The 4,179-nt window shown below is 67.9% G+C and carries 5 protein-coding genes; 3 read left to right on the top strand and 2 right to left on the bottom strand.

What is annotated here, in order from left to right:
* Positions 1-200: 200 nt before the first annotated feature.
* Positions 201-1,403: a transglycosylase SLT domain-containing protein gene (locus RT456_RS17785; protein WP_313348551.1), complete on the bottom strand. Its 1,203-nt coding sequence runs from the start codon at positions 1,401-1,403 to the stop codon at positions 201-203.
* The gene (gene gloB, locus RT456_RS17790; RefSeq protein WP_313348552.1) at positions 1,400-2,167 is read right to left on the bottom strand and encodes a hydroxyacylglutathione hydrolase; all 768 of its coding nucleotides are present in this window, start codon (positions 2,165-2,167) and stop codon (positions 1,400-1,402) included. The genes RT456_RS17785 and gloB overlap by 4 nt, the downstream gene beginning before the upstream one ends.
* A gap of 11 nt (positions 2,168-2,178) precedes the next feature.
* On the opposite strand from gloB, the gene RT456_RS17795 reads away from it, so the two are divergent.
* From RT456_RS17795 to dnaQ, 3 genes are read left to right on the top strand one after another with little or no spacing between them, the layout of a single operon-like run.
* Positions 2,179-2,823: a methyltransferase domain-containing protein gene (locus RT456_RS17795; protein WP_313348553.1), complete on the top strand. Its 645-nt coding sequence runs from the start codon at positions 2,179-2,181 to the stop codon at positions 2,821-2,823.
* A 12-nt stretch (positions 2,824-2,835) separates the two neighbouring features.
* Positions 2,836-3,288, top strand: a complete 453-nt coding sequence (gene rnhA, locus RT456_RS17800; RefSeq protein WP_313348555.1) for a ribonuclease HI — start codon at positions 2,836-2,838, stop codon at positions 3,286-3,288.
* A 4-nt stretch (positions 3,289-3,292) separates the two neighbouring features.
* Positions 3,293-4,021: a DNA polymerase III subunit epsilon gene (gene dnaQ, locus RT456_RS17805; RefSeq protein WP_313348557.1), complete on the top strand. Its 729-nt coding sequence runs from the start codon at positions 3,293-3,295 to the stop codon at positions 4,019-4,021.
* The last annotated feature ends 158 nt before the right edge of the window (positions 4,022-4,179 follow it).

A 4,179-nucleotide genomic window follows, 5' to 3' on the forward strand; every position in this document is an offset into this window, starting at 1 on the left:
TCAAGCAGCAGCTGGACCAGATGGACGGCATGGCCTCGGCCAGGGCGTTCGTCCAATCCATGCGCAAGCACTACAAGGTGCAGATCGAGGAGGGCAACCTGTAACGGTTGCCTGAGGGTGCCGGCCATTGGCCGGCGCCCTGAAAGCAGAAGGCCCGGCATTGCCGGGCCTTTTTTTGTGCTCGCCGGCAACGGCGTGGCTCAATCCTCTACGCGCAATACCGCGCCGGGCTTCAGCACGCTGCTGCCGCTCAGGTTGTTCAGCGACAGCAACGCCTTCAACGGCATGCCGTAGCGCTTGGCGATGGTCCAGGCGGATTCGCCATTGCGCACCGTATGACGGCGCGCGCGCGGCCGGTCGGCACTGGCCACCGCACGTCGGGCGGTCTGCGTCTCGGTGGTGGGGCCGGCCGTGTCGGCCGCGGGAACGTCGGCCTTGGCCAGCATCACCGTGGCATCCACCGGCGCGTGCGTGGCCGGGGCCAGCAGGGTGACCTGCCCACTGGGGCGGCCCTTGCCGCTGGCCAGGGCCGGGTTGAGCCGGGCAATGCGGGCCGGGTCCAGCGAGCGCTGGGCGGCCCACTGCTGCACGCTGGTGCCCGCGGGCAGGGTGTGGCCCTTCAGCACCGGCACGGTGCGGTCCAGCGAGGCCATCACGCCCGGCGACGTTTCCGCGTTCTCCAGCACGCAGGCCAGGGCGTGCAGCTTCTCTACATAGGAGTAGGTGATCGGCGACAGCCCCGGCAGTTCGGCCGGGCGGGCGTTCTGCGCATTCATGCCGGCCTTGCGCAGGGACTGCAGCACCCGGTATTCGCCGGCGTTGTAGGCCATGGTGGCCAGGCGCCAGTCGCCCCCGAACATGCCGTGGAGCGTCTTGAGATAACGCACCGCTGCCTGCGTGGAGTCCACTGCCGACAACCGGCCGTCGTAGCCGTTGGTCATCTGCACGCGATGGTTCTTGGCGGTGGTGGCAATGAACTGCCACAGTCCTGCTGGACCGCTGCCGTTGCGGGCATTGGGCCGGTAGCCGCTTTCCACGAACGGGATCAGCGCGAATTCGGTGGGCAGGTTGGCCGCGCGCAGCTCTTCGACCACATACCCGAACAGCACCAGCGCGTCGTCATCCTGGTTGGCCAGCCGTGACGGCGCATGCGCGAACTGCTTCTGCCAGCGCGGGCTGGTGGCTTCTGCATTGCAGGTCGGTTCGGCCAGGCCGTCGCGGAAGCTGGCGAAGATCTCCTGGCCGTTGCGTACCGAGGCGGGTGGGAGCGCGGCGGCGTCCAGCGGCAGCTGCGACAGCCCGGCCACGTTCTGCGACATGCCCGCGCCCAGCGATTGGGCGCCCGCGTTGCCGGCCAAGGCGACCGCCAGGCCCAACGCGAGCGGCATCCATCGCCGGGTCATGTTCGGAATCCGTCTTTCCAGCCCCGCAGACCTGCAAGGACATCGACTTCATCGGTGACGGGGCGACCCAGGTGTGCGCTGACCGCAGCACGGATCTCGGGGGTATCGGTTCGCAGGAACGGATTGCATTCCAGCTCGCTGGCCAGTGAAACGGGCAGCGTGGAGCGTTCATCGCGGCGCATGGCCAGGGCCTCCTCTTGGCGTCGCGCGAGCGCGGCGTTGGCGGGGTCGACATGCCGCGCGAAGACGGCATTTGACACGGTGTACTCATGGCCGCAGCACAGCAACAGGTGCGGCGGCAGGGACGCCAGCTTCTGCAGGGATGCCAGGAGCTGGGGTGGCGTACCTTCGAACATCCGTCCACAGCCCAGGCTGAACAGCGAATCGCCACTGAAAAGATGTTCAGCGGTGTGAAACGCGATGTGCGACCGGGTGTGTCCGGGCACGGATACTACGTCGATCTCCAGGCCCAATGCCTGAACGTGTTCACCCTCGGCGACCCGGCGGGTGGCATGGGGAATGCGCGGATCGTCAGGCGCCACCACCTCCAGCCCTGCGTACCGGGCCTGTAGCGCCGCCACGCCGCCGATGTGATCGTCGTGGTGGTGGGTGAGCAGAATCGTGTGGGGAACCCAGTTCTGCTGCGCTGCGGCGGCCAGAACGGGGGCGGCATCGCCAGGGTCGACCACGATCGCCCGGCCGGCGCTGTCAACCAGCGCCCAGATGTAGTTGTCCGCAAATGCGGGTAGGGCAGTCAGTCGCATAGAATTGGACCATGCCCGCCACGCCGAGCCCCCGTCAAGCGTCAGTCGCATCCTGGTTTGATACTGAACCGGCGCGCATGCTGTGTGAACTGGAGCGCCAGCGCCTGGTTCCCCTGTTGGCGGCACACCCCGTGACCCCTTGGCTGTGGATCGCGCCGACCCCGGCGTGGGCCGACGCGGCCGAGCTGCCGGGCCAGGGGCTGCGCCTGTACCGCCGCCCGGGCGGCTACGCCGGCGACGCCACCTGTGCGCTGCCGTTGCCGCTGCCCAGTGAGAGCCTCAACGCCATCGTGCTGCAGCATGTCACTGCCCGCGATGCCGAACAGCTCATCGCCGAATGCGCGCGCGTGCTGATGCCCGGCGGCCGGCTGTGGCTGTCCACGCTCAACCCGTTCAGCCCGTTCCGCCGCCAATGGCGCCGGCATGGGCTGGTGGTGCGCACGCCGCAGCGCCTGCGCCACACCCTGGAGCAGGCCGGCCTGGCCTGCACGGAGCTGGCCTGGCTGGGCCCGATGTGGCGCGACCGCGACCCCGACCGCAGCAGCCTGGCGCCGTTGCGCGCCGCCTGCCTGTATACCGCCGAAAAACGCACCCTGGCCCTGCCGGGACCCACGCCACTGCCGGTACGCCGTTGGCACGGCACCGTGGCGACCTGATCTGGAGTTGTATTGAAAACCATTGAAATCCACACCGACGGTTCCTGCCTCGGCAACCCCGGCCCCGGCGGCTGGGCCGCGTTGATGCGCTACAAGGGGCACGAGCGCGAACTGAGCGGCGGCGAAGCGCACACCACCAACAACCGCATGGAGTTGATGGCCGCCATTTCCGGCCTGGAAGCGCTGACCGAACCGTGTGACATCGTGCTGTACACCGATTCGCAGTACGTGCGTCAGGGGCTGACCCAGTGGATGCCGGGCTGGATCCGCAAGAACTGGAAGACGGCCGGCGGTGACCCGGTAAAGAACCGCGACCTGTGGGAGCGGCTGCATGCGGCCACGCTGAAGCACACCATCGACTGGCGCTGGGTGAAGGGCCATTCGGGCGACCCCGACAACGAGCGCGTGGATACGCTGGCGCGCGACGCCGCGATCCGTATCCGCGCCGCCGGCCCGGTACACTGAGCCCATGCGTCAGATCATCCTGGATACCGAAACCACCGGCCTGGAATGGCGGAAGGGCAACCGCATCGTCGAAATCGGCTGTGTGGAGCTGCTCGAACGCCGTCCGAGCGGTAGCAACTTCCACCAGTACCTCAAGCCGGATTGTGAGTTCGAACAGGGCGCGCAGGAAGTCACCGGCCTGACCCTGGAGTTCCTGGCCGACAAGCCGGTCTTCGCGCAGATCGCCGAGGAATTCCTGGCCTACATCGACGGCGCCGAGCTGATCATCCACAACGCCGCGTTCGATCTGGGCTTCCTGGATTACGAGCTGTCGCTGCTGGGCGACCACTACGGCAAGATCACCGACCGCTGCACCGTGATCGATACGCTGAAGATGGCGCGCGAGCGCTATCCCGGCCAGCGAAACTCGCTCGATGCCCTGTGCAAGCGGCTGGGCGTGGACAACGCGCACCGCCAGCTGCACGGCGGCCTGCTCGATGCCCAGATCCTGGGCGACGTGTACATCGCGCTGACGTCCGGCCAGGAAGAGATCGGGTTCGGGTCGGCCAATGAGGCGCGGCCGGGCACGGCCCACGCCCAGGCGTTCGACACCTCGCGTCTGTTGCCGCGCCCGCGCGTGGTGGCCACCGCCTCGGAACGCGAGGCGCATGAAGCGCGCCTGGCCAAGCTGCGCAAGAAGGCCGGGCATGCGATCTGGGATGGCCCGACGGTGGAGGAAGAAGCGGTGGCGTAGCCACCGCTTCGGTAGGTCACGACTGTTGGTCGTGACACCCACAGGTCAATGGCAACGCACCAGGATGACGGTGATGTTGGCAACCGGCGCCTGCGGCACCCGATGCCCACGCATTCCACCTTGACCCCGCGCCGTTGGCGCGCCCCCTTCAACAAGAA

It is taken from the genome of Stenotrophomonas sp., assembly GCF_032099025.1.
Classification (GTDB): Bacteria; Pseudomonadota; Gammaproteobacteria; order Xanthomonadales; family Xanthomonadaceae; genus Stenotrophomonas.

Bases quoted from the DNA above. Each gene is read 5' to 3' on its own strand.
- RT456_RS17785 (WP_313348551.1), bottom strand. From the start codon at position 1,403: ATGACCCGGCGATGGATGCCGCTCGCGTTGGGCCTGGCGGTCGCCTTG.
- RT456_RS17795 (WP_313348553.1), top strand. From the start codon at position 2,179: ATGCCCGCCACGCCGAGCCCCCGTCAAGCGTCAGTCGCATCCTGGTTT.
- dnaQ (WP_313348557.1), top strand. From the start codon at position 3,293: ATGCGTCAGATCATCCTGGATACCGAAACCACCGGCCTGGAATGGCGG.
- gloB (WP_313348552.1), bottom strand. From the start codon at position 2,167: ATGCGACTGACTGCCCTACCCGCATTTGCGGACAACTACATCTGGGCG.